The organism is Anabaena sp. TISTR 8404 (assembly GCF_056847745.1).
Window position 1 is genome coordinate 5,876,955 of sequence record NZ_CP180578.1, and the last position, 25,795, is coordinate 5,902,749.

Below are 25,795 nucleotides of genomic sequence, written 5' to 3' on the forward strand. Positions count from 1 at the left end.
CAAGATACTTTTTCTAAAACTCAGCATTTTGTGGTGTGCGTGGAAAGGGGATGACATCACGAATATTGCCCATACCTGTCATGAATTGCACAAGTCTTTCAAAACCCAAACCAAAACCCGCGTGAGGAACAGTCCCAAAACGGCGTAAGTCTAAATACCACCATAAATCTTCAGGTTTCATTCCCTGGGCTATTACGCGACGTTCTAAAACATCTAAACGTTCTTCTCTTTGAGAACCGCCAATAATTTCACCAATTTTTGGGGCGAGAATATCCATTGCGCGGACGGTTTTTTCATCGTCGTTCAAACGCATATAAAATGCTTTGATTTGTGCGGGATAATCTGTGACAATTACTGGCTTTTTAAACAGTTGTTCTGCAAGATAACGTTCGTGTTCTGATTGTAAATCTAAACCCCAACTCACAGGATATTCAAACTTAACATCAGCTTTTTCTAACAGCTTGATTGCATCGGTATAAGTCAGGCGTTCAAATTGATTGTTAATAATATTTTCGGCTGTTGCTAAAACAGTATCATCAATGCGCTGATTGAAAAACTCCATATCTTCGGGGCATTTTTCTAACACATAATTAAAAATATGCTTGAGAAAAGCCTCTGCTAAATCCATATCACCGTCTAAGTCGCAAAAAGCCATTTCTGGCTCAACCATCCAAAATTCTGCGAGGTGACGGGAGGTGTTAGAATTTTCGGCACGGAATGTCGGGCCAAAGGTGTAGACGTTAGAAAACGCCATCGCCATGACTTCTGCTTCTAACTGGCCGCTAACTGTTAAATATGTGGGTTTAGCAAAAAAGTCTTGAGTGTAATCTACAGCTTGGTTGTCAGTTCGAGGAACATTCTTGAGATCCAAACTGGTGACGCTAAATAATTCACCCGCACCTTCGCAATCACTCGCAGTAATAATTGGGGTGTGTACCCACAAAAAGCCGCGCTCTTGAAAGAATTGGTGAATTGCTGTCGAACAAGCATTTCTAACCCGGAAAACTGCACCAAAGGAATTGGTACGCGATCGCAAATGTCCAATCGTGCGTAAAAATTCAAAAGAGTGGCGTTTCTTTTGCAAAGGATAAGTTTCGGGATCAGCTTCACCGTAAACTTTCACCGCCTCGGCTTTCAATTCAATGCGCTGTCCCTTCCCTTGAGAAGCCACGAGTACGCCGTTCACTTCAACAGACGCACCTGTATTCAGTTTTTTCAAAATCGCCTCGAAGTCTGGCAAATCCTGATTGATGACAACTTGCAAATTCGCTAGTGATGAACCATCATTGACTTCAATAAAAGCAAACCCTTTCAAGTCACGCTTTGTTCTTACCCAGCCTTGAACTACAAGAGACTCATCAGGTTGACCACTTCGCAATATTTCTGCAATCCGTCGATTTACCATATTTACCCAGCACAGGATTTTAATATCCAGCCTATGATAACGCCCATTCCACCAAAGCGGACGGCTTGCCAGAAAGGTTTTTTCAGGCTACGCCAAGAAAATAACTGGCTTTCTAAGTTAATTTCTAGCAATTCCAGCTGCTTTTGAATTTGCCGTAACTCAGCTTTGATTTCTGGTGTCTGATGTTTATTATCTTTTAATTGCTGATGGCGTTGTTGCCATTCTGCCTTTTGCTGTTGATCACTTTTTACCTGGTTATACCTTTCTTTTAAGGATAAAAGCGATCGCTCTACTTCTGCTAATTCTTGCTCAAAATCCGGCTCTTGATTTTCTTCAGCAGAAGAATTATGTAACTGTCTAGGTGGCTTCATTGACTGGTTGTAAATTAAGATTAATGTAATGCCAACACTTAACAGGCACTGACATGGAATCTCTCCGCACTCAGACTTCAGAACTCAGCACTCTAGAACTAGCCCAAGCCCTCATGGAAAGACTCACCATCTCTCCTAACGATTGGCATCGCCTCAAGTCTAACCGCAATTCTCGCGCTAGTGAACAAGCGGCTGCGGCGCTGGTATTTCTCCTCAAAAATCAGCCACAAGAAGCACTTGCCCGCTTAGAACAAGCAGCAGGTTGGTTAGACAATTCAATTTCTGCGCCCCCATGCCCCACACATGGGGATAAAAACTCTAAATTATGAAGTCTGAAATGCAACATCACTTCAGACTTCATACTTCACACTTCATACTTTTTTCATCGTCTCAAAGATAAGCGGGGACGATTTTCCATTTGCTTACAAAGCCGTAATTCTGTACCTTTGCGGCTCCATTCTACCTGATCAAAAATTTGATGAAGAAGACATAGACCGCGACCACTTTCTGAATCATCAGGTGGTAAATAGTCTGTAGGATCTTCGTTAGAACTTGGGGTGGGCGTAAAGCCTTGACCTTGGTCTGATATGACCCACCAATACTGATTATCTATCAGAGAAAAACGGACTACAACTCTTTTACTCGGATCAAGATTATTACCATGTTTGGCGGCATTTACTAAGGCTTCTTGGAGTCCTAGCCGCAGTTCTGCTTGTAATTTTGCTGGAATCTCTGCCAACAGTAAATCTAGTATAGGACAAAGATAAAGTGTTGAGGCAAAACTAAGTGTACCCCAATAACGTCCAACTGGACGGAGCGAAATACTAATCACAAGAGAAACCCCATAGCTTTCAGTTAGCCAGACATCAGTTTGCTTGTACGCGCACCCTGACAAAATTAAAGGTGGTCATGCTGCCTTCAAACTTGCGTCTTTTATACTAAGTTTTGAAAATGCTAGGGAGCATTTACTCTGTTTATGAAATTCGATTGTTGATACATAAAACGGCTGTTAAAAACCTGCGATTGCAGTTAGCAAATTAAAATTTGCTGAAATTTTTTGAGAACTATTAGGATGACTTTTGTATTGCCGATTTTTATGTCAGACAACCTGATTCATAAGTAGTGAGAGTATATGCAGCTTTAGTTGTTTTAACAAAATCATTTCTATTTTTAGGTTAATACGATTTTAGCATTTTTACTATGCAAGAGACTACAAATTTGCAATTTAAGATTTTGATGAAGATTGCGTACTCTCATTTAAAAGTCATAACACAAGAAAGGCAGCAGCTTCTACATGAGATGTTTGTGGGAAAAAATCAGCAGGTTGCACCCTTGTAAGTTTATATATGCCTCCTTGACACAACAATTTCAGATCGCGAGCAAGTGTGGCTACTTTACAGCTGACGTAAACGATGCGTGCAGGTTTCGATCGCAGTAATGAATCGATGACAGTGCGATCGCATCCCTTACGTGGCGGATCTAGTATGACCACATCCGGTATTATTCCCATTTGCGGCAGTAAATTCTCTACCGCACCGACTTGGAATGTAACGTTATATATACTGTTGCGATCGGCGTTCAATATTGCTTGTTCTACTGCTTCAGCTTGCACTTCCAGCCCTACGGCTTGACGCACTTGCTTGGCTAAGGGCAGAGTTAACGTCCCAATCCCGCAGTAAGCGTCAACTAGCACTTCATTTCCTTGTAGATTCAGTTCTGACTGAATGACTTCTAACAATGCTTCGGCTGTTTCCGTAGAAACTTGGAAAAATGTATCGGGGCGGACTTGAAATTCTAAATCTGCAAATTTTTCTCGCAGATACGGAACACCTGCAATGCAGTGAGTTTCTCTACCAAAGATGGCATTAGTCCGTTCAGGGTTGCGATTGATAGACACTCCTACTAATTGCGGATAGCGCTGCAACCATTCCTCAGCCTGTTCTGTAATTTTCGGTAAATTCCAGTCAGTAACTACCAAAGTCAACAACATTTCGCCAGTACGGCGGCCAATACGTAAACCTAAATGCCGGATTTGTCCTTGGTGTCGCTGTTCGTTGTAAATTTTCCAACCGCGCTTTTGAATGTCTTGCTTAACATCCGCCAGTAAAGGATTTAATCGGGAATCTTGTACAGGACATTGATTCAAGTTAACTAAATGGTGGCTACCTTTTTGGTAATATCCCGCTTGTACTTGACCTGTAGTAGAAACACTGAAAGGATAAGTGGCTTTATTGCGGTAGCCCAAAGGTGACACAGCTGTCAATACGGGATTTACTGATGGTGCATCAAAACCACCAATACGCTGCAAAGCTTGAATAACTTGATTGCGTTTAGCTTCTAGCTGATATTCATAATTAATATGCTGCCACTGACAACCACCACATTTATCAGCCACGATACAACTCGGTCGAATGCGGTGCTGTGATGGGTGCAATAGTTGCACTAGTTTGCCATGAGCATATTTAGGCTTGACGTGTAATAAGCGTACCTGGACGCGATCGCCTGGTACAGTATCTGGCACAAATACCACACGCTCCTCATAGCGACCGACACCATCACCAGTATCACTCAGGTCTGCGATCGCTACTTCAATTAATTCACCCTGTTTCCAAATATTTGTCATTAGTCAATAGTCAATGGTCATTTGTCAAGAGGCAGAAGTTTATTTTCATACTTCAGACTTCACACTTCATACTTTTTTTTCCCTTCACTTCTGTACCTCCAACTCGTTAAACTAACAAATAATATTTCTCGTGATTACAATAATCATGACTGTAATTAGCCAAGTTATTCTCAAAGCCGACGACGAACTGCGTTACCCCAGCAGTGGCGAACTCAAGAGTATCAAAGAATTTTTGCAAACTGGCGAGCAACGGACGCGAATTGCCGCGACCTTAGCTGAAAATGAAAAAAAGATAGTTCAGGAAGCTACCAAGCAACTTTGGCAGAAGCGCCCTGATTTTATCGCACCTGGTGGCAATGCCTACGGTGAACGCCAACGCGCTCTCTGTATCCGTGACTTTGGCTGGTACTTACGCCTGATTACCTATGGCGTACTTGCTGGTGACAAAGAGCCAATTGAAAAAATTGGCTTAATTGGAGTTAGGGAGATGTACAACTCTCTCGGTGTTCCCGTTCCTGGAATGGTAGAAGCCATTAACTGTTTGAAAAAAGCCTCCCTTGACTTACTAAGTGCAGACGACGCAGCAGCAGCATCACCATACTTTGATTACATCATTCAAGCGATGTCATAATTCAAAGTTAGTTTTGCTTCTTTAGATGTGTCTTCCGGTCTACTAAAGTGAGTGCAGAGTGTTAGCACTCAAAGATAAGATCTCTAATTTGATCATACCCTCCCCACATTTGGTAGTGGCTGTGGCAGTCTCAGTGTCAAGCTATCAACCAACTGTGGGGAAATTTTGTTTGGTCAATGGTCAATGGTCAAAAGGCAGGGGACAGAAGCCTAAAGAATGAGATTGCATACTTTATACTAGCCTTCTCTTAAAAGGAGACGCTACGCGAACGGCAAGCCCTTCGGGTTCAGCAGTGAGGGAGTCGGGGAACCCGCCCAACGCACTGCTTCACCGCTACGCGTCTACACACTTCAGACTTTAACTAAATACAAAAAGCCGACAGTCTTTCATCAAAGCTGTCGGCGATTAGTGTGTTCCCTATTAATGACTCGGCTAGAGTTCAGTTGTATGTAATTATGCCAATTTGGCAAAGGTAGGGAGACGATCTCAATCATGTTTCTATGTGATTGTCGTCACTTGGGTGTTACCATCGAGCGGTATCTACTTAAGTGAGTCATAATGCAATAGAGTGCAGTTAAGAAAGTTCCTATGTGGAAATTAGAGAATGGGGAGTAGGGAGAGCAGAGGCAGGAGGCAGAGGGAGAATATCTTACTCAGCACTTTTGACTATGGACTATTGACTATTGACCATTGACTATTGACCATTGACCATTGACTATAAAATAGTCTTCTGTCCCCTTGGTGCATTATTCCCATGACCACCACCCCCAAAGATCCGTTTTCTCCCCAAGAAATTGCCTCCGAAGGTCTGAAGCCAGAAGAATATGCAGAAATTGTGCGACGTTTAGGTCGTCATCCTAACAAAGCAGAACTGGGAATGTTTGGGGTGATGTGGTCAGAACATTGCTGCTACAAAAATTCCCGACCTTTGCTCAAACAATTTCCGACTACAGGCCCCCGTATTCTTGTCGGCCCTGGCGAAAATGCCGGAGTTGTTGACCTGGGTGAAGGATTACGCCTAGCATTTAAAATTGAATCTCATAACCACCCCTCCGCCGTTGAACCTTTCCAAGGAGCCGCCACAGGTGTGGGTGGTATTCTCAGAGATATTTTTACAATGGGTGCGCGTCCTATTGCGTTGTTAAACTCCCTGCGCTTTGGTTCTCTAGATGATGCTAGAACCCAAAGGCTATTTACTGGTGTAGTTTCAGGAATCAGCCATTATGGCAACTGTGTTGGCGTACCCACTGTTGGTGGCGAAGTTTACTTTGATCCTGCTTATGCCGGAAATCCCTTAGTTAACGTGATGGCGCTGGGATTGATGGAAACCCCAGAAATCGTTAAATCAGGTGCTTCTGGTTTAGGTAATCCAGTATTGTATGTCGGTTCTACTACAGGACGTGATGGTATGGGCGGTGCAAGCTTCGCCAGTGCCGAATTAAGTGATGAGTCAATGGATGACCGTCCGGCGGTGCAAGTCGGCGACCCATTCCTAGAAAAGTCTTTAATTGAAGCTTGTTTAGAAGCATTTAAAACAGGTGCAGTGGTCGCAGCCCAAGATATGGGTGCAGCAGGTATCACCTGTTCTACTTCAGAAATGGCTGCCAAAGGCGGTGTCGGCATTGAATTAAATTTAGATAAGATTCCGGTGCGGGAAACTGGCATGGTTCCCTATGAATATTTGCTGTCGGAATCTCAAGAAAGAATGCTGTTTGTTGCCCACAAAGGCCGGGAACAGGAATTAATCGATATTTTCCACCGTTGGGGACTTCATGCTGTTGTGGCTGGGACAGTGATTGCTGAACCCATCGTCAGAATTTTATTCCGGGGTAAGATTGCTGCTGAAATTCCGGCTGATGCTTTAGCAGAAAATACGCCACTGTACGAGCGTGAGTTGTTAGCAGAACCGCCAGAATACGCCCGTCAAGCTTGGGCATGGACAGCTGATACTTTGCCAGCTTGTACAACTGCGGGTATCGAAATCTCAGGACGTAGCTACAATTGGAATGATATTTTATTGACTTTACTCGATACACCCACGATCGCATCGAAAAATTGGGTATACCGTCAATACGACCATCAGGTACAAAACAATACTGTCTCCCTTCCTGGCGGTGCAGATGCTGCTGTAGTCCGCTTGCGTCCACTAGAAGCAATTCCTAATCTCACATCGCAAAATCTCAAATCGGCTGTGGCAGCAACGGTAGATTGTAATCCCCGTTATGTTTATCTTGATCCTTATGAAGGTGCTAAGGCGGTAGTCGCAGAAGCAGCACGTAATTTAAGTTGTGTGGGTGCAGAACCATTGGCTGTTACTGATAACTTGAATTTTGGTAGTCCTGAAAAACCCATTGGTTACTGGCAACTGGCAGAAGCTTGTCGCGGTTTGGCAGAAGCTTGTCAAGAATTAGCTACACCAGTCACAGGCGGTAATGTTTCCCTATATAACGAAACCCTCGATTCTGAAGGAAACCCCCAACCAATTTATCCAACTCCTGTGGTGGGAATGGTTGGTTTGATTCCTGATTTCACCAAAATTTGTGGTCAAGCTTGGCAAGCAAGTGGTGATGTCATTTATTTATTAGGGTTAACCGTACAATCCAAAACTGAACTGGGAGCCTCAGAATATTTAGCTACTATCCACAACACTGTAGCTGGTAGACCACCACGAGTAAATTATGACTTGGAACGCCGTGTGCAGCAGGTTTGCCGTGAGGGTATTCGTGAGGGTTGGGTGCGTTCAGCCCACGATTGTGCTGAGGGAGGCTTGGTTGTAGCTTTGGCAGAATGTTGCATTGCTGGCAACTTAGGTGCGACCGTTTCTTTGGAAATATCTCCCAACCAGTTACAACGTCTCGATGAAGTGCTGTTCGGTGAAGCTGGGGCGAGAATTGTAGTGTCGGTGGGATTAGAACAACAACAAATGTGGGAATCCTACTTACAGGCACATCTGGGACAAGATTGGCAAAAACTCGGCATGGTTAGTAATCTCGATGCAGGTTTGACGGTTTTAACTACTGATAACCAAACCTTAATCGCAGTTAGTATGGAAGATATGAAGGGTCGTTACAATAATGCGATCGCAACACGTCTAGCTGCACACACTACAGCCTGAAAAAGTATGAAGTCTGTAGGCTGAAGTCTAAAATTTCACACTTTATACTTCATACTTCATCCTTCTTAAGGTACTGTTTTAATAAGTGGTTAAAGATTTGTTAAGAACAAGTAACCACCTAAAGCCATAATCCCAGTGACTTGACAATTCGTAATTGGACAATTTGTAGAGGTCGCTTTCTCTAACTCTCGGTTTAATTACGAATTCCAAATTACGAATTAGTAATTTGCGTTGACACCCCCACCAGGAGCAAAGCCAGCATGATTCCCACTCATTCCGTCACTTCGGATGAATACCCCGAACAAACTTCCAACCTCACTAATAGTCAAGAAAATCGTCCTGACAAGCCAGAAGAAGCTTGCGGTGTCTTTGGACTCTACGCACCAGGAGAAGACGTTGCGAAACTGACCTACTTTGGACTATATGCCCTCCAGCACCGGGGTCAAGAATCAGCTGGGATTGCCACTTTTGAGGGTGAAAAAGTCCACCTACACAAAGATATGGGCTTGGTGTCTCAAGTATTTAACGAGTCAATATTAGAGGAGTTACCAGGAAATCTCGCCGTCGGTCACACTCGTTATTCCACCACTGGTTCTAGTCGCAAAGTCAACGCTCAACCCGCTGTGGTGGAAACTCGCTTAGGCTCCATAGCTCTTGCACACAATGGGAATCTTGTCAATACAACGCAATTGCGTGACGAATTGCTCAAGAGTAATTTTAACTTGGTAACTACCACCGACTCAGAAATGATTGCCTTTGCGATCGCTGAAGCAATCAATGGGGGTGCAGATTGGTTAGATGGTGCAATACAAGCGTTTCACCGCTGTCAAGGAGCCTTTAGTTTAGTCATCGGGACACCAATTGGGGTAATGGGAACCCGTGATCCGAATGGTATTCGTCCTTTGGTAATTGGGACTGTCGGTAGTAATCCAGTCCGTTATGTATTGTCTTCTGAAACTTGTGGTTTAGACATTATTGGTGCTGAATACCTCCGAGATGTAGAACCAGGTGAGTTAGTTTGGATTACTGAAGAAGGTTTGGCTTCTTACCACTGGAGTCAAAAACCGCAACGTAAATTGTGCATTTTTGAGATGATTTACTTTGCTCGTCCTGATAGCGTTATGCATAACGAAAGTTTATATAGCTATCGGATGCGCTTAGGGCGACAACTAGCTGCCGAATCTGCTGTCGCAGCTGATATTGTTTTTGGTGTACCTGATTCTGGTATTCCCGCTGCTATTGGGTTTTCTCAAGCTTCTGGTGTTCCCTACGGTGAAGGACTGATTAAAAATCGCTATGTAGGACGAACCTTTATTCAACCAACCCAAAATATGCGTGAGTCGGGTATCCGCATGAAACTCAACCCTCTCAAAGATGTGCTGGCGGGTAAACGAGTCGTGATTGTGGATGATTCGATTGTGCGTGGTACTACCAGTCGTAAACTAGTAAAAGCTTTGCGTGATGCAGGCGCAGCGGAAGTACATATGCGAATTTCTTCCCCGCCTGTCACACATCCTTGCTTTTATGGAATTGATACTGATAGCCAAGATCAATTAATTGCTGCTACCAAGTCAGTTGAAGAAATTGCCAAGCAACTGAAAGTAGACACCCTGGCTTATCTGAGTTGGGAAGGAATGCTGACAGCTACAGGAGAAGATACCAATAGTTTTTGTTCTGCCTGCTTTACTGGAGATTACCCCATCGCCATTCCTGAACAAGTAAAACGTTCTAAATTGATTTTAGAGAAGGTAGCAGCTGAAGTCTGAAGTTTGAAGTCTGAAATGAAAAAACTGTGATAGTAAGGCTTGTAGCAATTTAGACTGGGTGATTGATTTATGCGAAAACCCAACACTTGATTCTGAATTCTAACTCTTGAATTCTGTATTCTTCTTGAGAATATCCGGTTATTAGACTGCTAGATTAGTTTGATAGCCGGATATTTTTAATAGAAAAAACTTATAACTATTAACAGTAATTTTAATAAGAATTTTCTGTTTGTTATAATTAACAGCCTGATAATAAATATTATCTGAGGATGCTAACAAAAATCATTCTCTAGAGGCTTGTTGTAAATGCAGCGACCGCTTTTATTCAAGCTGAAATTATTGAATTTAACTGATTTTTAATATTCTACAATTGAAGTAAAATTGCTGACTGTGCCACTTTATATGGCGGAATGTAAGCTAAAAAACAAATAACCAAAAAGTGGTAGCAATATAGCAGTTTCGCTGAAAAACTCACATCTACCCGAAACTTTCCTCACACATGAGTTCACTATCGCCTTACCCTGACAAAATTTTGGTTGTCGATGACTCTCCAGATAACGTTTTTTTAATTAAAACCATTCTTGAGGAAGAAGGATATACGGTTAGTACCGCAGAAAACGGTATTGTAGCGTTAGCACAATTAGAAGCTTCTCCCTGTGACTTGGTATTGCTGGATTTAATGATGCCAGGAATGGATGGCTATGAAGTCACCAAGCGCATTCGTGGGGAGATGAACTTGCAGCAATATATTCCAATTTTGTTAATCACAGCTCACGATGCGCCCAACGTCGCACATGGATTAGATTTGGGTGCTGATGATTTTATTCGTAAACCTGTGACGGTAGATGAATTATTGGCAAGAGTGCGATCGCTCCTGCGGCTCAAGCATAGTATGGATGAGCGTGATGAAATTGCCCGTCAGCGAGAAGATTTTGTTTCCCGCCTCACCCATGACTTGCGTACTCCCTTAGTTGCAGCAGATCGGATGTTAATGCTGTTTGAGCAAGGTGCTTTAGGTACTTTATCACCGCAAATGCGAGAAGCACTCACCATTATGGCGCGTAGCAATGCTAACTTGTTGTCGATGGTGAATACCTTACTAGAAGTTTATCGCTTTGAAGCTGGGCGCAAAACTCTCGCATTTCAACCAGTTGATTTAAAACAGTTAGTTGAAGAAGTTGTGGGGGAACTGACACCCTTAGCAGAAGCTAAAGCATTAACTATGAAACTAGATTATGCGGAGGAATTAACTAACACTAACATTATGGGCGATCGCTTGGAACTGCACCGTTTGTTAACTAACCTGATAGGTAATGCGATCAAATTTACGGAATCTGGCTACGTAGCGATTCGCCTCTCGCCTCTACAAGAAAATAATGTACTTTCCTCCTCTGGAGTCTCGTCATCCACCTCTAGTAGTGACTATATTAATATTGTGGTTGCCGATACGGGTTCAGGCATTCCGCCAGAAGAACAAAGCACCTTGTTTCAAAGATTTCGCCAAGGCAGCCATAAAAGTTCTGGTAGTGGTTTAGGATTGTACCTATCTCGTCGTATTGTCGAGGCACATCAAGGCCAGATATTTGTCAATTCCGTCTTAGGTAAGGGTAGTGAATTTATTGTACGCTTACCATTTAAATGTTGAAGTAATAATGAATGATAAATTATGAGTTATGTGATGTTTAGATTGCTTAACTCGTAATTTTTTATTTTTTATTTATGTGACCTTAAAAAATTAACTAATATAATTTTAATTAAATTCTAATTACTATTACCAAATATTTTATCAGAGGCTAACATAATGATTACCACAGAATTATCAAATATTAATGAGATTATTCACAAACAACGCGAATTTTTTCAAACAGGAAAAACTAAAGATATAGCTTTTCGTTTAGATAAACTGAGAACACTTAAGCAAGCAATAAAAGAAAACGAAACAGCTATTGTGCAAGCTTTGCAAGCAGATTTACATAAACCTGAATTTGAAAGTTACATAGGAGAAATGAGCGTAATCAAAGAAATTGATTATGCTATTAAAAATATTCACTCATGGACTAAACCTAAAAAAGCAGAAGTTCCCTTAGACTTTTTTTCCTACTCAGCTAAAATTTATGCCGAACCTTTAGGAGTAATTTTAATTATCGGCCCTTGGAATTATCCCTTTAATTTAATTATTGCACCTTTAGTTGGTGCGATCGCCGCAGGCAATTGCTCACTTCTCAAGCCTTCAGAAATTGCACCAGCTACCTCTAGTGTGTTAGCTCAGATTATTGGTAAATATTTTGAGCCAGAGTTTATTGCTGTAGTTGAAGGTGGTGTAGAAGCCAGCCAAAAGCTTCTAGCAGAAAAATTTGATCATATCTTTTTTACAGGTGGCACAGCTGTCGGCAAAATTGTTATGGAAGCAGCGGCAAAACATCTCACCCCAGTGACTTTAGAACTAGGTGGAAAAAGCCCTTGTATTGTTGATGCTGATGTCAATTTAGAACATACAGCGAGGCGCATTGCTTGGGGTAAATTCATTAATGCAGGACAAACTTGTGTTGCACCCGACTATCTTTTAGTTGATAAAAAAATCAAACAAGATTTACTGCATGGCTTGAAAAAAAGCCTGGTAGAATTTTATGGAGATAATCCCAAAAATAGCCCTGATTATGCCAGGATTATCAGTCAAAAACATTGTGAAAGGTTGACGCATCTTCTGAATCAGGGCGAAATTATTATTGGTGGAGAAAGCAAAATTGAAGAGCGCTACATTGCTCCCACAATAATTGATCAAGTCTCGTTAACCGACCCTGTAATGCAGGAAGAAATTTTTGGGCCAATTTTACCTATAGTTGAATATACAGATATTAAAGAAGCGATCGCCTTAATTAATTCCAAACCGAAACCCTTAGCTTTGTACTTGTTCACACAAAACAAAAACTTGCAACAGCGAGTTTTACAAGAAACTTCCTCTGGAGGCGTTTGTATTAACGACACAATAGTGCATCTTGGTGTCTTATCTTTGCCCTTTGGTGGTGTAGGTGATAGTGGTATTGGTAACTATCATGGCAAAGCTTCTTTTGACACTTTTTCTCATAAGAAAAGTGTACTTAGTAATTCATTTTGGCTGGATTTAAAATGGCGCTACGCTCCGTATAAAGACAAATTATCCTTCTTGAAGCGATTAATTGGGTAAAAAATGTAGAGACGTTGTAATGCAACGTCTCTACAAAATTCTAAAACCCAAAACCACCGCTGTAGCGTTCTTCTGCCCAAGGTTCACCTCGGCGGTGGTAGCCGTTACGCTCCCAAAAACCTAGTTCTTCTCGATTCAGAAATTCTAAACCATTAATCCACTTGGCACTTTTCCAGGCGTAGAGGTGGGGGACAACTAAACGCAGTGGGCCACCATGTTCTGCGGGTAATGGCTCTCCAAATAATTGAAAAGCAAAGAAATTTTCTTCCCGTACAAAGTCTTCCATTGCAATGTTGGTGGTGTAGCCGCCATAGCAATGTTCCATCACATAGGCTGCTTCTGGCTCTACCTCTATCAAATTCATGAAGTCTGTTACCTTAATGCCAATCCACTTGACATCTAGTTTTGACCAACGGGTGACACAGTGGAAATCTGCTGTAAATTCGTGCTGTGGTAGCGCCATAAAGTCTGACCAAGTGAAAACAGCAGGTTTGGCTAAACCCCAAACTCGAAATTCCCACTCTTCTATATTGACTTGGGGTGTTGCTCCATAAGTTAATACAGGAAAACCCTTAGCTAGGTGTTGTCCAGGCGGGACACGTTCTCCCTGTTCTTTATCTGGTTTTTGAAAAAACTTTCCTAACATACTCTCAGCAAAATCAGTTTACTTTCTCAGTGCTAAATGCTGAGTACAGAGTGATGTAGAAAGTACTCATCACTTTAGACTTCTCATATCTTGCACCAGGCGACTGGAAGTCGCGGCTACACAGGCAAAACCCGCCTACGCGGGTTAAAAACCTTGATTTTCTGTTAGTCCGCGCAGGCGGACTTTGTTTGTATAGCCGCGATTTCTAATCGCTAGGGCTAGGTGCAAGACGTGAGACCTGGTAAATGCTGCTTGTGTATGGTCTTTCTACTCAGCACTCAGCACTTTTAACTCAGCACTCTTTATGTGAGATACTGGGCTATTTTGAAATGACTATCTAAACCGTATCCTAACTGTGTTAGAGAGCCTGAGCATCAACAATTAGACTCAGGAAGAGAACAAATATTAATTTTGCTGAACACCTAATCGTTAGGATATCCAGATACTTTACTGTTTGATTATGATTATCTGATCATCAGTCATGGGTAAGAGGTAATGGATAATGGATTTTCCTGATTATTCATTACCGATTTTTTATTTACCCGAAGAGTTTCTGCACGCTATGTATTGTGGCTAATTTATTTAGGTAATCTAGGAAAAACTTTTGATAAACTGCCGAAAAGCCTGAGCGGTGACTTTTACCGCTCAAATCTTCGGTGATGCTGGTGTTTTTCCTAAATCGGAAATTATGATTCTTCTTCCTCTTCTTCAGCAGCAGGATATACAAATGTAGAACGTCCAGTCAAAATTGACTTGCCAAGGGAGAGAGCTTTTTGAGCTTCAATAGCAGCTTTATGTCTCCAAGTGGCTCGACGTTTATCGCGTTTAGATTTGGAAGTTTTCTTCTTAGGGACAGCCATAGTAGCGGATATCGCAATTTTTGACAACCTTTCTATTCTAAGCCATCTATTGGCATCTGCAATGGTGTTCCTATGAGGAATATTTAAACGCAAAGCAGCGCTAAGGTTGGCGCAGTGAACCAGCGCTGCGGGAGGGTTTCCCTCCGTAGGCGACTGGTGAACCCGAAGGGAGGGACGCGGAGACAAGGAGAGAGAAAGTATTATGGTGTGGTAGTTGGTGGCGCAACAGTAGTAATTGGCGTGATGGAAACTGGGTTAGTTGGGGTTTTTTCAAAGAATAGTAGCGATCGCGCTGTTTTAAAGTAAGTCGCCCAACGTTGAGCATCAGGACGAGAACGCCATTGGGGACGGCTAACTTCTAAGGACAAAATTGGCGCGATCGCACCGTAACTTTGTACGGAAACGATAATCGATACATCTGTAGCTAATATATCCTGGTCAAAACTGCGTTGAGCGGCCGCTCTAGCCGTTGCTTCGGCTCTGCGCAGTGTTGTTTCATAGTTTTCATCTGGTAATCTATCAATAACTAAGTCAACTCTAGCGGTGTAAGCTCTTACCATCTGCGGTGATATTGCTTCTGCCACAATCCATACAGGTAGGGTAGAAAAGAGCAAAAATATTAATGGAAATATCCGGATTTGTTTGGCAACTTGGCTAATAAATAAAAAGGGAATGATCGATGATAGTTGGTAAGCAACATTCCTGGTCATAACCTTAAAGCTCCTTACTATTAATGGCCTGTAATTGAAATTGTCTGAGGATTTTTACTGAAATTAAAGGCAATAAAAATTACTTAGTTTTTAGGATTTAATCAGAAACTCCTAGACTATAAGACATAGGTTAGCTTTGTTTTTTCAGCAAAGCCAACCGCAATTTTAGGCAAGTCAACCACAACCTACAAAGAGCGGATGGCAAATTACTGGGCGATCGCGATCGGCATCAATCAATATCAATTCTTTCAACCTTTACGTTGCGCCCAAGCCGATGCCGAGGCGCTGAAAGATTTTTTGGTTCAAGAAGCTGGTTTTACACCCCAACGCTGTTTATTAATGACAGATACTTCGCCACCGATTGGCGATAGATCTACCTATCCCACCAAAGAAAATATTCTGCTGTTGCTGGAGGATTTGGCGGCGGCGTGTTGGCAACCAGGCGATTATCTATGGTTTTTCTTTAGCGGTTATGGTGTTAACCACGCAGGGCAAGATTACCTCATGCCTGTGGAAGGTAATCCAGAGTTGGTGCAAGAAACTGCCATCGAAGTGCGATCGCTAATGCAAAGTCTGCAACTAGCTGACCTGAATGTTTTGGTGCTGCTGGATATTAACCGTGCTTCCAGTACCCAAGCAGACGCAACCGTTGGACAAGAAACTATTGAACTTGCTCAAGAATTACAACTAGCAACGATTCTGTCTTGCGAACCAGAGGAATTTTCCCGTGAAAGTAGTGAGCTAGGTTACGGATTTTTTACTGCTGCGTTGTTAGCTGCTTTGCGTTCTGGTCATGGCAGCAGTTTGGCAGAGTTAGACAGCTATTTAGATGTTTTTACTCCAGAATTATGCCAACATTATTGGCGGCCTACTCAAAGCCCGGTCGCCATCGTCCCAGCTGATCCCCCTGTCATCTTGCCGCATCTAGAGGTGAATCATCCTCATACAGAAATTCCCAGTACGTTAGAGCCATCTGAAGCCGCACCTCATGAATTAGAGATAAATGAAGAAGAAGGCAGTATTTTTCCAGAAGAAAACTTTGCTGTAGCTTTAGCGGCTCCCTCCTTAGCACCAACACCAAAAAATACAGATAATTCTTCGCAAGTAGGGATTTGGGCAGAGTCCTCGTCTCTACAGTCTTTTATTAAAGGGCGATCGCCGCAACTGAACTTACCAAATTTCACTCTGGAAGAACAACAACGCTCAAAATCACCAGACTTAGTAACTCAAGAACAGCATTACAATCAACAACCCCAATTAGTCACTCCCTCCCAAGAAGCAGGTTTGGGAGGTAGATTCATTCCCGATGTTCCCCAACCATACATCTCGCGTTTGCCACAAAAAAAGACGACCTCATTGTGGCAGCAGTTTGTCTTTTGGGGAGGTGGAACAATGTTAGCAGTGGCTTTGGTAACTGTTGTATTTCTCCGCAATCAAGCCAAATTTGTTGCAGGTCGAGAGATGTTATCGGCCCCACCTGATGAAAAGTTAATTCCAGCCAAAAATCAGTCTAATGCCCAAATAGCTTCTCTTTCCGAGTCCAAGAAGCGAAATCAAGCAGTATTAGATTTGGCGAAAATGTCTCTCAGACAAACTCAAGCCAGCGACTTGAGTTTAGCTATTGCTACGGCACGGAAAATTCAGCCAGGTGAACCACTTTACGAACAAGCTCAAGAAAATATCAATATTTGGAGCAATATGATCCTCAATTTAGCTGAGGGTCGTGCTAAACAAAGGCAATATACCAATGCGATCGCAGCGGCGCAATTAATCAGCAAAGAAAGCTCACTTTATCCGAAAGCGCAAGCCGCAATTAAGCAGTGGCGACAAGAAGCCAAGCAATATCTAGCTAACAAAACTTTGTTAGATGCAGCTAATGCCTTAATTAAGCCAGGGCAAGCATCTACATATAATCGCGCCATTGAAGTTGCCAAGCGAGTCCCCCAAGGTCAACCCGGATTTGATTTGGCACAAAAATCAATCAATAAATGGAGCGAAAAAATTTTAGATTTGGCGAAAACCCGTGCTGCTGAAGGTGATCCCCAGGCAGCCATTGCCACCGCCACCTTAGTTCCAGAGGTCACATCTGTTTACGAAGATGCTCAAGAAGCAATCCGCAAATGGCAGAAAAAATAGTTATTAGTCTAAAGTCAATAGTCCATAGTCAAAGTTAATTACTCTTGACTATGGACTATTGACCATTGACTTCTTGACTCAGCACTCAACAGTACTGCGAAACGTCTTCGCCGCATTCATCTGCTAAATAGCATAGGGCGCGGAAACGCAAACTTACGACTTCTTCATATAAAGGATTAAGTTTGCACATCGGCGGGATGTGTAGTACGGTTTTGCCGAATAATTTAATATCGCGTTCAAAAGGACATTGAGCGGGGATCAGTTGACACAAACGATGAGCTAATTCGCGATCGCGGATTTGAATGTTGTCTAACCACCGTTTTAGGGGTTGGAGAATATCAAAGCCAGACTGGGATTTTGGAGGGTGCAGCTGGGTTACATGAGTTTTGCTAACCTCTGCCGGATTGATTAAAACCCAGCTTGCCAGAAAAATCTTTTTTGTGGTATTATCGAATACCTTCATGGTTCAGCCTCTGTATTATTGAGGGTATTCACCTTTCTGATGAATATATACAATGTGACAACCAGATTTACCGGAAAAATCTTGTTCTGACAGAGATACAATAAGACATTAGAGTAACTATTTTCGTCAGAACCCATTTCTTACTACGTTAAGTAAATCGCAATTTTTTCGGAAACGGTAGTGTAAAAATCCGATCTTGTTTATAACTTGACACAGTTTAAATTTTAATAAAGACATCTGTCATTGGGCGGAATTTGGAGTAATAGTTACAAAACTTAATATTACAACGGGGATCTGTATTTTCCGCAGATATAAACGTTAGCTACAAAAAGAAATTGGCAGATAGAGAAATCTTGTCGAGACAGAGTAAATGATAATTAGATAATCTTGCTGTAAATAACGCGATCGCTACAGTGCTTGTCAAGTAACTTGCAGTTTAAGTTGTGTCCCAGAATTTGGAATATTAGAGGGTGATGTCTGAAGACATTGCTTGCACTTCTTTTACTGATAAACTCAAAGCTTGAGCAACTTGTTCTACGCTTAAACCCATTTGCAACAACTGGGGTATAACATTGTGTCTAGCTTGTTCGGCTTGTTCGGCAACTTCACCCTCAGCAGGATGTTGAATTGAGATGCTTTTAAATTAGCAGACATGGGAAGATGTCTATAGTCTGAATATAGGGCAATCCCTACTTAAAATAGTACTATTGTTCTAGTATAAGCAGAGTAAAAATAGTATTATTAAGAACTGTTTCATACTGCCTCTCACCATCAGCCTGCCAATATGTCAGATAACAAGCTAGTCGCATCCCTTTTAAATGGGCATCTTCCCCAGACAAACAACAACAGCCAAAATACGATTAGAATTCGGGGTGCGAGACAGCATAATCTGAAGAATATTGATTTGGAATTGCCACGCGATCGCCTGATAGTATTTACTGGTGTATCAGGTTCGGGTAAGTCTTCGCTGGCTTTCGATACGATTTTTGCTGAAGGTCAACGGCGTTATGTCGAATCTCTCAGTGCTTATGCTAGGCAATTTTTAGGACAGTTAAATAAACCAGATGTCGAAGCAATTGAAGGTTTAAGTCCGGCGATATCGATTGACCAAAAATCTACCTCGCATAACCCCCGTTCCACTGTGGGGACGGTAACAGAAATTTACGACTATCTGCGGCTGTTGTTTGGTCGGGCTGGTGAACCCCATTGTCCCATATGCGATCGCTGTATTGCCCCCCAAACTATCGACGAGATGGTAGACCGCATCATGGACTTACCAGACCGCACCAAATTTCAAATCCTTGCGCCTGTGGTTCGGGGGAAAAAAGGTACACACCGCAAGCTGTTATCCAGTTTGGCTTCCCAAGGTTTTGTGCGGGTACGAGTTGATGGCGAAGTGCGGGAACTCTCAGACTCGATTGAGTTGGATAAAAATGTTACTCACACCATTGAAGTTGTAATTGACCGTTTGGTGAAAAAAGACGGTATCCAAGAGCGTTTAGTTGATTCTTTGTCTACGTGTTTGAAGCAATCTGAAGGTATTGCAACCATCCTCATCAGTCCAGCTACTGAAAACCTAGAAGCGAAAGAAGAAGAAATGGTATTTTCGGAAAACTTCGCTTGTCCTGAACATGGCGCGGTGATGGAGGAGTTATCGCCAAGGTTGTTTTCGTTTAACTCTCCCTACGGTGCTTGTCCTCACTGTCATGGACTTGGAACTTTAAGAAGATTTTCGGCAGAGTTAGTTATACCTGACCCTGAAGCACCAGTATACGCTGCGATCGCGCCTTGGTCAGAAAAGGAAAATTCTTATTATTTGGAACTACTTTATAGTTTAGGTCAAGCACACGGATTTGAATTACAAACAAATTGGAGCAAGTTGTCGGAAGAACAACGGCAAATTATTTTAAATGGGGAAGAGAAAAACAAAGAGACAGCCAAAACTAATTTTAAAGGCGTTCTTCCCATATTGCAGCGTCAATATGAAGGTGGTTCAGAGTTAGTTAAGCAAAAATTAGAACAGTATTTAATCGACCAACCTTGTGAAGTTTGTGGTGGAAAACGGTTGAAACCGGAAGCGTTAGCGGTGCGGTTGGGACAATACCGAATTTTGGATTTGACAGGCGTATCAATTCGAGATTCACAGGAGAGAATTGATCAGTTAAAATTGAGCGATCGCCAAATGCAAATTGCTGATTTAGTCTTGCGAGAAATCAAAGCTAGATTGCAATTTTTGTTAGATGTCGGTTTAGATTATCTGACCCTCGACCGTCCCGCCATGACTCTTTCTGGTGGCGAAGCACAACGCATTCGCCTCGCTACACAAATCGGTTCTGGTTTAACAGGAGTTCTCTACGTTTTAGACGAACCAAGTATTGGTTTGCATCAACGAGATAACGGTAGATTGCTCAAAACTTTAATTAGATTACGTGATTTAGGTAATACTTTAATCGTAGTTGAACATGATGAAGAAACCATTAGGGCTGCTGACTATTTAGTTGATATTGGCCCTGGCGCAGGAATTCATGGTGGGCATATTATTGCTCAAGGTGATTTACAAGCATTATTAACAGCAGAAAAATCATTAACAGGTGCATACTTATCAGGAAGAAAAGTAATTCAAACCCCAGCAGAACGACGCGAAGGTAATGGTAGAAGTTTAATAATTAAAAACGCCCATCGCAACAATTTAAGAAATATTGATGTTGAAATTCCTCTCGGTAAACTTGTCGCCGTGACTGGGGTTTCTGGTTCTGGTAAATCGACTTTAATTAACGAATTACTGTACCCATCCCTGCAACATCATCTGACAAAGAAAGTACCTTTACCCAAAGAATTAGAAAAAATTCAAGGATTAAATGCAGTTGATAAAGCCATTGTCATTGACCAATCTCCTATCGGACGCACACCACGTTCTAACCCTGCAACTTACACAGGTGTTTTTGATGTAATTCGAGATGTTTTTTCTCAAACCGTCGAAGCTAAAGCTAGAGGTTACAAACCCGGACAATTTTCTTTCAACGTTAAAGGTGGACGTTGTGAAGCTTGCAGTGGACAAGGTGTGAACGTCATTGAAATGAACTTTTTACCTGATGTTTACGTGCAGTGCGAAGTTTGTAAAGGTGCAAGATATAACCGCGACACTTTGCAAGTGAAATACAAAGATAAGTCTATTTCTGATGTTCTCAATATGACTGTTGAGGAAAGTTTAGACTTTTTCCAAAATATTCCGAAAGCGGTGACACGACTACAAACTTTAGTTGATGTTGGCTTAGGTTACGTTCAACTTGGACAACCTGCGACTACTTTGTCTGGTGGTGAAGCACAGCGCGTTAAGTTAGCCACAGAATTATCTCGCCGCGCCACAGGAAAGACACTTTATTTAATCGACGAACCCACTACAGGATTATCTTTTTATGATGTGCATAAATTGTTGGATGTATTGCAAAGATTGGTAGATAAAGGTAACTCTATTCTCGTAATTGAACACAATTTAGATGTGATTCGTTGTGCTGACTGGGTAATAGATTTAGGGCCAGAAGGTGGTGATAAAGGCGGAGAAGTAATTGCTTTCGGAACACCCGAAGATGTAGCGAAGAATTCTAAGTCTTATACTGGGAAATATTTACAGCAGGTGTTGGAACAATATCCAGCGATGAAGAGGTAGTAAGTGCATTATTTTTCACTAAAAGCATTTAATGCTTAACTGTTGTATTACAGTATAAGTGAGTCAGCTGTGCATTATCTAATGTACCCTCAAACATCCTCGCGGGGGAAGTTTGACCACATTTGCTGTCTCACTTCAGCAATATCTGACTCTGTGATGTTACTACCCTTCCACAGTCCTCTTAAGGAAGTTCGTTGTTTTGGCTGAATTGTTAACTCTTTTTCAATTTGGGGCGCAACTTGTTCAATCAAGCGTATTTTATCTATTAATGAAAGTTGCTTTACCAATGCCAGAGCTTCTTCTAGGGTTACTGCTTTCTCCATATTTTTTGGACTGAGTCTTTATTAACAGCTTATCATTATGCTTCTTCAATGCGATCGCCTGACCTGACGTATACTAACTGTTACTGAGAAAATGCGATCGCCTCCTCTAAAATAAATAATATATTCCCAAAAACCTTCTATTTTCATACTGGTCAATATTTACCATAGTAGTAATCAAGGAATATAGCTATTCCCGCATAGGTAAGTACAGAAATAATAACTATAGACGAACATTGATACTCGTAGGAATGTAAAGCTGTACTACTCTCAATATTTTTATAATATTTTCTTGATATATAAGTTAAAATCTAACTGATTTATGGTATTAAAAAGTGGAATAAATCAGGGGCGTGTTTAAGTGGCACTTTTTCTTAATCTATTTGTATCAAATAACTTTATTCCTCATGGACATTGCTACCTCTGGCAACCATATTTAGTTTGGCTACATATTTTTTCAGATTCTCTAATTTCTTTTTCTTATTATTCAATTCCACTGATGCTGGTGTATTTTATCCGTAAAAGAGAAGATATACCATTTAAAAATATTTTTATTTTGTTCAGTGCTTTTATTATTTCTTGTGGCACAACTCATGTGATGGAGATATGGACACTTTGGCATCCCTATTATTGGCTATCTGGAACTATAAAAGCAATGACCGCGATTATTTCTTTCTATACTGCTTTGACTTTAATACCTTTAGTTCCTCAAGCGCTTGCTTTGCCAAGTCCAGCACAACTTGAGAAAGCCAATCAAGCTTTACAAGTTGAAATCACAGAACGTAAATTAGTAGAAAATGAATTACGCCAATACAAAGAACGTTTAGAAGAACTTGTAGAACAACGCACTACTGAACTAGCCACAGCCAATAAACAACTTCAGATGGAGATTGCACAACGTCAGAAATCTCAAGAAAGAATGAGCGAATTGTTACAAGAACTAAAAAATACTAATCAAGAATTAAATGATTTTGCTCATATAGTTTCCCACGATTTAAAAGCCCCTTTAAGAGGTATTAGTTTATTATCAGAATGGTTATTAAATGACTATGCAGATAAATTTGATGAAGAAGGAAAAGATTTAGTTAACAGACTTATCAATAGGGTTAATAAGTTACAAAATCTGATTGATGGAATTTTAGAATATTCAAGAGTTGGGCGGATTAGAGAAGAGAAAAAAGAAGTGAATTTGAATGATTTAGTCAGAGATGTAATTGAAATTCTAGAACCCAGAAAAAATATTCAAATTGAAATAAGTAATTCTTTACCTATTATCTACTGCGAAAAGACTAAACTTGAACAAGTTTTTCAAAATTTGCTGAGTAATGCCATTAAGTTCTCGGATAAACCCGAAGGGAAAATTATAGTTAGTTGTACAGAAGAAGATGATTATTGGCAAATTAGTGTTGCTGATAATGGAATAGGTATTGAAGAACGATATTTTACAAAAATATTCCAGATTTTTCAAAAATTATCTATTATTCAAGATTCAGAAAGCACAGGAATTGGTTTATCTATAGTCAAGAAGATTGTCGAGATGTATGGTGGAATGATTTGGGTAGAATCAAAAGTTGAGCAGGGTAGTACATTCTTTTTTACATTTAAAAAAACACTGCAAATTGAACCATTCCAAGCAGTGTAGAAATATTTTTAGCTTAATTGGCTGCGAAACTTGTTAATACTAATAGTTAATAAAACAACCGCAAAAGCAACTAATGCTAAAACATTAATCCACAGTACATCTAACCCAACTCCTTTGAGTAAAATTCCTCGGATAATGGCGATGTAATGACGTAGGGGGTTGAGTAAAGACAAAACTTGAAACAAAGGTGGCATAGCTTCAATAGGTGCGATCGCGCCAGAAGTCTGTACCATTGGTAAATTGATAAAGAAAGATGTCAGTACAACTTGCTGTTGAGAACGGCAAACAGTCGCCAACATAATTCCTAAACTAATCCCCACAAACACATACATACTCGACAGCCCAAAAAATAATAGGAAATTACCGCGAAAGGGTACTTGGAATACTACCGTTCCTAATGTCAAGGCTAGTAGAACATCACCTAGTAACAAAACAGTTAAAGGCAAAATTTTTGACAGCAAAATCTGCCAATTAGCAGCAGGAGTCATTAATAATTGTTCTAATGTCCCGGTATCTTTCTCCCGCACAACTGTAATTGCAGAAACTAATGTGCCAATTAATGTTAAAACTAAACCCATAACACCCGGTACAAAAAACCAGCTACTAGTTAATCCAGGGTTGTAAAGAAATACTACTTCAGGTGAGACTGGCGGGCTAACTCGCGCCTGAGTTAAATGCAAATTATATTGCTGGATAATTTGATTCATATAATTTCCAGCAATCCCGGCTGTATTAGCATTTACTGCATCGATAAATACTTGAATTTCTGCTGATTTTTGTGTTATTTGACGAGAGAAATCAGGCGGAATTATGACTCCAACATCTAATTTACCTTCTTCTACCTGCCGACTCAAATCTTTTTCACTACTTGGTACAGATTCAAGTGTGAAAATTCTATTTGATGTCATAGCTGACACTAACTCACGACTAGCACTGACGTTGGCATAGTCAATCACACCTAATCGTAAGTTATGCACATCTGGATTCAGGATAAATCCATAAAGTAATAGTTGTATTGTTGGCGGGACAATTAGTAAAACTATTAACTGTCTATTGCGTAAAATTTGATTAATTTCTTTTCTTACTAATGCCCAAAATGGGCTATCGAATAATTGACGAATAAATTTCATATAGTTAATTAGGTAGCTGCATTCGGCTTAAAACTCGGCGCGATACATTAAAAAATAGCAATCCCAAGATTGCCAGCATGAGTAAATCAAACCAGACTCCGGCAAAACCTGTACCACGCACAAAAGCATCACGAGTAATATCAATGTAATAACGCGCTGGAACTACATTAGGCGCTAATGAGAGAGGGAAAGGAATATTATTCAGTGGATAAATAAATCCAGACAATAATAAGGATGTGATAAAACCAACGAGGGAAACCCCTTGTACAGCAGCGTTTTGGTTACTGCTACGTACTCCTAAAAGTAACCCGAAAAAAACGCTATCTATGAGAAATAAAAAAGTTCCAATTAACAAAGTTATAGGGTTGCCAACTACACCAACTTGGAAAATAATGGAACCTAATCCCATCACTATTAATGTCTCAGTTATGGCAATTAATAAATAAGCTAATCCTTTACCGAGTAATAGTTCAGTAGCGCTAATACTAGAAGCGTAGACTTGTAAAATTGTACCTTTTTCTTTTTCTCGTACCATTGCGATCGCTGCCAGCAATGAAGGAAAAATCCACAGCACAACGCCATATACTCCTGGCACAATATACAGTGATTCTAATCTACCAGGATTAAACCATAAACGCATTCGCGCTGTAATACTATTAGTAGGTGGTAACAATCCATGTTCTTGCATGAAAAAGTTTGTGACTCTTTGAATACTATTTCTAATTACCCGCGCATTGTTAACATCTGTCGCATCAATTAAAACTTGCACTGTGGTATTTTTACCTGATTGAATATCGCGGCTAAACTCAGGTGGAATAATTACAGCGGCTTTGGCGATGCCTTTATCTATAGCATCTCGTATGGGATTGCCGCCTGACCATTGTTTTGGAATAAATTGATTGGTACCATATAATCTTTCAATGTAGCTGTTACTGAGATTTGTGTGGTTAAAATCTTGCACAATTAAAGGAATATCTTTACTTTCTAATCTGATAGCAAAGCCAAAAATTATTAAGGTGATAAATGGTAAGATAAATGCTAATGCTAAGGTGAGGCGATCGCGGCGAAATTGGGCTATTTCTTTGATACATTGGGCAATGATTCTTTTCATATATAGTATATTTTT

General features: G+C 40.9%; 20 protein-coding genes. 9 read left to right on the forward strand and 11 right to left on the reverse strand.

Going from position 1 to position 25,795, the window contains the following annotated elements:
• Positions 1–13: 13 nt before the first annotated feature.
• Both asnS and ACMX3D_RS25640 read right to left on the reverse strand, forming a co-directional pair.
• Positions 14–1,405 carry an asparagine--tRNA ligase gene (gene asnS, locus ACMX3D_RS25635; protein WP_482748601.1) on the reverse strand — a complete coding sequence of 464 codons (1,392 nt, stop codon included), beginning with the start codon at positions 1,403–1,405 and terminating at the stop codon, positions 14–16.
• A gap of 2 nt (positions 1,406–1,407) precedes the next feature.
• Positions 1,408–1,776, reverse strand: coding sequence for a sll0565 family protein (locus ACMX3D_RS25640; RefSeq protein ID WP_482748602.1), 369 nt, complete (start codon positions 1,774–1,776; stop codon positions 1,408–1,410).
• A gap of 53 nt (positions 1,777–1,829) precedes the next feature.
• Here ACMX3D_RS25640 and ACMX3D_RS25645 point away from each other — a divergent pair, with 53 nt between their 5' ends.
• Positions 1,830–2,105, forward strand: coding sequence for a DUF6439 family protein (locus ACMX3D_RS25645; RefSeq protein WP_482748603.1), 276 nt, complete (start codon positions 1,830–1,832; stop codon positions 2,103–2,105).
• Between the two features lie 53 nt (positions 2,106–2,158).
• On the opposite strand, the gene ACMX3D_RS25650 is transcribed toward ACMX3D_RS25645, so the two are convergent.
• Both ACMX3D_RS25650 and rlmD read right to left on the reverse strand, forming a co-directional pair.
• Positions 2,159–2,608, reverse strand: coding sequence for an ATP-binding protein (locus ACMX3D_RS25650; protein WP_482748604.1), 450 nt, complete (start codon positions 2,606–2,608; stop codon positions 2,159–2,161).
• A gap of 432 nt (positions 2,609–3,040) precedes the next feature.
• On the reverse strand, positions 3,041–4,399 hold the full coding sequence (rlmD, locus tag ACMX3D_RS25655) for a 23S rRNA (uracil(1939)-C(5))-methyltransferase RlmD (protein ID WP_482748605.1): 1,359 nt from the start codon (positions 4,397–4,399) through the stop codon (positions 3,041–3,043).
• A gap of 145 nt (positions 4,400–4,544) precedes the next feature.
• Here rlmD and ACMX3D_RS25660 point away from each other — a divergent pair, with 145 nt between their 5' ends.
• The 5 genes from ACMX3D_RS25660 (at position 4,545) to ACMX3D_RS25680 (ending at position 13,095) form a co-directional block, all read left to right on the forward strand.
• Complete coding sequence (locus ACMX3D_RS25660) at positions 4,545–5,030, forward strand: allophycocyanin (RefSeq protein WP_482748606.1); 486 nt, start codon at positions 4,545–4,547, stop codon at positions 5,028–5,030.
• Between the two features lie 754 nt (positions 5,031–5,784).
• Positions 5,785–8,145, forward strand: a complete 2,361-nt coding sequence (purL, locus tag ACMX3D_RS25665; RefSeq protein WP_482748607.1) for a phosphoribosylformylglycinamidine synthase subunit PurL — start codon at positions 5,785–5,787, stop codon at positions 8,143–8,145.
• 260 nt (positions 8,146–8,405) lie between these two features.
• The gene (purF, locus tag ACMX3D_RS25670; protein ID WP_482748608.1) at positions 8,406–9,911 is read left to right on the forward strand and encodes an amidophosphoribosyltransferase; all 1,506 of its coding nucleotides are present in this window, start codon (positions 8,406–8,408) and stop codon (positions 9,909–9,911) included.
• A gap of 499 nt (positions 9,912–10,410) precedes the next feature.
• Positions 10,411–11,556: an ATP-binding response regulator gene (locus tag ACMX3D_RS25675; protein WP_482748609.1), complete on the forward strand. Its 1,146-nt coding sequence runs from the start codon at positions 10,411–10,413 to the stop codon at positions 11,554–11,556.
• 156 nt (positions 11,557–11,712) lie between these two features.
• On the forward strand, positions 11,713–13,095 hold the full coding sequence (locus ACMX3D_RS25680; RefSeq protein ID WP_482748610.1) for an aldehyde dehydrogenase: 1,383 nt from the start codon (positions 11,713–11,715) through the stop codon (positions 13,093–13,095).
• A gap of 40 nt (positions 13,096–13,135) precedes the next feature.
• Here ACMX3D_RS25680 and ACMX3D_RS25685 read toward each other — a convergent pair whose 3' ends face one another.
• From ACMX3D_RS25685 to ACMX3D_RS25695, 3 genes are all read right to left on the reverse strand, one after another.
• Positions 13,136–13,741 (reverse strand): sulfite oxidase-like oxidoreductase, encoded by a 606-nt coding sequence (locus ACMX3D_RS25685; protein ID WP_482748611.1) that lies wholly within the window; start codon positions 13,739–13,741, stop codon positions 13,136–13,138.
• 686 nt (positions 13,742–14,427) lie between these two features.
• Positions 14,428–14,601: a 50S ribosomal protein L32 gene (rpmF, locus tag ACMX3D_RS25690; RefSeq protein ID WP_482748612.1), complete on the reverse strand. Its 174-nt coding sequence runs from the start codon at positions 14,599–14,601 to the stop codon at positions 14,428–14,430.
• A gap of 200 nt (positions 14,602–14,801) precedes the next feature.
• Positions 14,802–15,311 carry a hypothetical protein gene (locus ACMX3D_RS25695; protein WP_482748613.1) on the reverse strand — a complete coding sequence of 170 codons (510 nt, stop codon included), beginning with the start codon at positions 15,309–15,311 and terminating at the stop codon, positions 14,802–14,804.
• A gap of 198 nt (positions 15,312–15,509) precedes the next feature.
• Between ACMX3D_RS25695 and ACMX3D_RS25700 the strand changes: the two genes are divergently transcribed.
• Entirely contained in the window at positions 15,510–17,447 is a 1,938-nt protein-coding gene (locus tag ACMX3D_RS25700) for a caspase family protein (RefSeq protein WP_482748614.1), read from the forward strand.
• 85 nt (positions 17,448–17,532) lie between these two features.
• Here ACMX3D_RS25700 and ACMX3D_RS25705 read toward each other — a convergent pair whose 3' ends face one another.
• Positions 17,533–17,910: a Mo-dependent nitrogenase C-terminal domain-containing protein gene (locus ACMX3D_RS25705; RefSeq protein WP_482748615.1), complete on the reverse strand. Its 378-nt coding sequence runs from the start codon at positions 17,908–17,910 to the stop codon at positions 17,533–17,535.
• Between the two features lie 784 nt (positions 17,911–18,694).
• Between ACMX3D_RS25705 and uvrA the strand changes: the two genes are divergently transcribed.
• Positions 18,695–21,577 carry an excinuclease ABC subunit UvrA gene (gene uvrA, locus ACMX3D_RS25710; protein WP_482748616.1) on the forward strand — a complete coding sequence of 961 codons (2,883 nt, stop codon included), beginning with the start codon at positions 18,695–18,697 and terminating at the stop codon, positions 21,575–21,577.
• 89 nt (positions 21,578–21,666) lie between these two features.
• Here the strand turns inward: uvrA and ACMX3D_RS25715 are convergent, their stop codons facing one another.
• Positions 21,667–21,900 (reverse strand): hypothetical protein, encoded by a 234-nt coding sequence (locus ACMX3D_RS25715; RefSeq protein ID WP_482748617.1) that lies wholly within the window; start codon positions 21,898–21,900, stop codon positions 21,667–21,669.
• Between the two features lie 358 nt (positions 21,901–22,258).
• On the opposite strand from ACMX3D_RS25715, the gene ACMX3D_RS25720 reads away from it, so the two are divergent.
• Entirely contained in the window at positions 22,259–23,539 is a 1,281-nt protein-coding gene (locus ACMX3D_RS25720) for a sensor histidine kinase (RefSeq protein ID WP_482748618.1), read from the forward strand.
• 8 nt (positions 23,540–23,547) lie between these two features.
• Here the strand turns inward: ACMX3D_RS25720 and ACMX3D_RS25725 are convergent, their stop codons facing one another.
• Positions 23,548–24,669, reverse strand: coding sequence for an ABC transporter permease (locus ACMX3D_RS25725; protein WP_482748619.1), 1,122 nt, complete (start codon positions 24,667–24,669; stop codon positions 23,548–23,550).
• A gap of 4 nt (positions 24,670–24,673) precedes the next feature.
• Entirely contained in the window at positions 24,674–25,780 is a 1,107-nt protein-coding gene (locus tag ACMX3D_RS25730; protein ID WP_482748620.1) for an ABC transporter permease, read from the reverse strand.
• Between the last annotated feature and the right edge of the window lie 15 nt (positions 25,781–25,795).

Coding starts and splice junctions, on each gene's coding strand:
- ACMX3D_RS25715 (WP_482748617.1), bottom strand. CDS start 21,900: ATGGAGAAAGCAGTAACCCTAGAAGAAGCTCTGGCATTGGTAAAGCAA.
- ACMX3D_RS25685 (WP_482748611.1), bottom strand. CDS start 13,741: ATGTTAGGAAAGTTTTTTCAAAAACCAGATAAAGAACAGGGAGAACGT.
- asnS (WP_482748601.1), bottom strand. CDS start 1,405: ATGGTAAATCGACGGATTGCAGAAATATTGCGAAGTGGTCAACCTGAT.
- purF (WP_482748608.1), top strand. CDS start 8,406: ATGATTCCCACTCATTCCGTCACTTCGGATGAATACCCCGAACAAACT.
- purL (WP_482748607.1), top strand. CDS start 5,785: ATGACCACCACCCCCAAAGATCCGTTTTCTCCCCAAGAAATTGCCTCC.
- ACMX3D_RS25660 (WP_482748606.1), top strand. CDS start 4,545: ATGACTGTAATTAGCCAAGTTATTCTCAAAGCCGACGACGAACTGCGT.
- ACMX3D_RS25725 (WP_482748619.1), bottom strand. CDS start 24,669: ATGAAATTTATTCGTCAATTATTCGATAGCCCATTTTGGGCATTAGTA.
- ACMX3D_RS25680 (WP_482748610.1), top strand. CDS start 11,713: ATGATTACCACAGAATTATCAAATATTAATGAGATTATTCACAAACAA.
- ACMX3D_RS25695 (WP_482748613.1), bottom strand. CDS start 15,311: ATGACCAGGAATGTTGCTTACCAACTATCATCGATCATTCCCTTTTTA.
- ACMX3D_RS25645 (WP_482748603.1), top strand. CDS start 1,830: ATGGAATCTCTCCGCACTCAGACTTCAGAACTCAGCACTCTAGAACTA.
- ACMX3D_RS25640 (WP_482748602.1), bottom strand. CDS start 1,776: ATGAAGCCACCTAGACAGTTACATAATTCTTCTGCTGAAGAAAATCAA.
- ACMX3D_RS25675 (WP_482748609.1), top strand. CDS start 10,411: ATGAGTTCACTATCGCCTTACCCTGACAAAATTTTGGTTGTCGATGAC.
- rlmD (WP_482748605.1), bottom strand. CDS start 4,399: ATGACAAATATTTGGAAACAGGGTGAATTAATTGAAGTAGCGATCGCA.
- uvrA (WP_482748616.1), top strand. CDS start 18,695: ATGTCAGATAACAAGCTAGTCGCATCCCTTTTAAATGGGCATCTTCCC.
- ACMX3D_RS25730 (WP_482748620.1), bottom strand. CDS start 25,780: ATGAAAAGAATCATTGCCCAATGTATCAAAGAAATAGCCCAATTTCGC.
- ACMX3D_RS25705 (WP_482748615.1), bottom strand. CDS start 17,910: ATGAAGGTATTCGATAATACCACAAAAAAGATTTTTCTGGCAAGCTGG.
- rpmF (WP_482748612.1), bottom strand. CDS start 14,601: ATGGCTGTCCCTAAGAAGAAAACTTCCAAATCTAAACGCGATAAACGT.
- ACMX3D_RS25700 (WP_482748614.1), top strand. CDS start 15,510: ATGGCAAATTACTGGGCGATCGCGATCGGCATCAATCAATATCAATTC.